This window comes from Streptomyces endophyticus, assembly GCF_035798155.1.
Lineage (GTDB): Bacteria > Actinomycetota > Actinomycetes > Streptomycetales > Streptomycetaceae > Streptomyces > Streptomyces endophyticus.
This window is the reverse complement of the sequence record NZ_JAOZYC010000089.1, coordinates 1-488: the sequence shown is the minus strand read 5'-3', so window position 1 is coordinate 488 and position 488 is coordinate 1. Positions and strand designations below refer to the sequence as shown.

The following is a 488-nucleotide window of genomic DNA, read 5'->3' as shown; positions in this document are numbered from 1 at the left end:
CCGCCCGCGACCAGCGCGAGAACGACGACACCGACCACGGCGACCGCCGGGCGGGGACGGTACGACCAGATCTTCAGCCCCTGCGTGCCCCGCAGCTTGTTCAGCGCGCGGCGGCCCAGCGGGGAGACCTGCTGACCGAGCGAGCTGGTCATGCGGTCCAGGTAGATCGCCAGGATGACGATCGAGATGCCGGACTCGGCGCCGAGACCGACGTTGAGCTGGCCGATGGCCTCGTTGACCGCGCCACCGAGACCGCCGGTGCCGACCATGCCCGCGATCGCGGCCATCGACAGGCCCAGCATGATGACCTGGTTGACACCGGCCATGATCGTCGGCAGGGCGAGCGGCAGTTGCACACGGAACAGGGTGTTGCGCGGCGTCGTACCGAACGCGTCCGCGGCCTCGACCAGTTCCTTGTCGACCTGCCGGATGCCCAGCTCGGTCATGCGCACGCCCGGCGGCACCGCGAAGATCAGCGTCGCGACGAT

The 488-nt window shown here is 69.9% G+C and carries 1 protein-coding gene; it reads right to left on the bottom strand.

The features are described 5' to 3' along the window. A partial coding sequence (locus tag OKJ99_RS11515; RefSeq protein WP_326015879.1) for an ABC transporter permease subunit occupies positions 1-488 on the bottom strand: 488 nt, incomplete at both ends.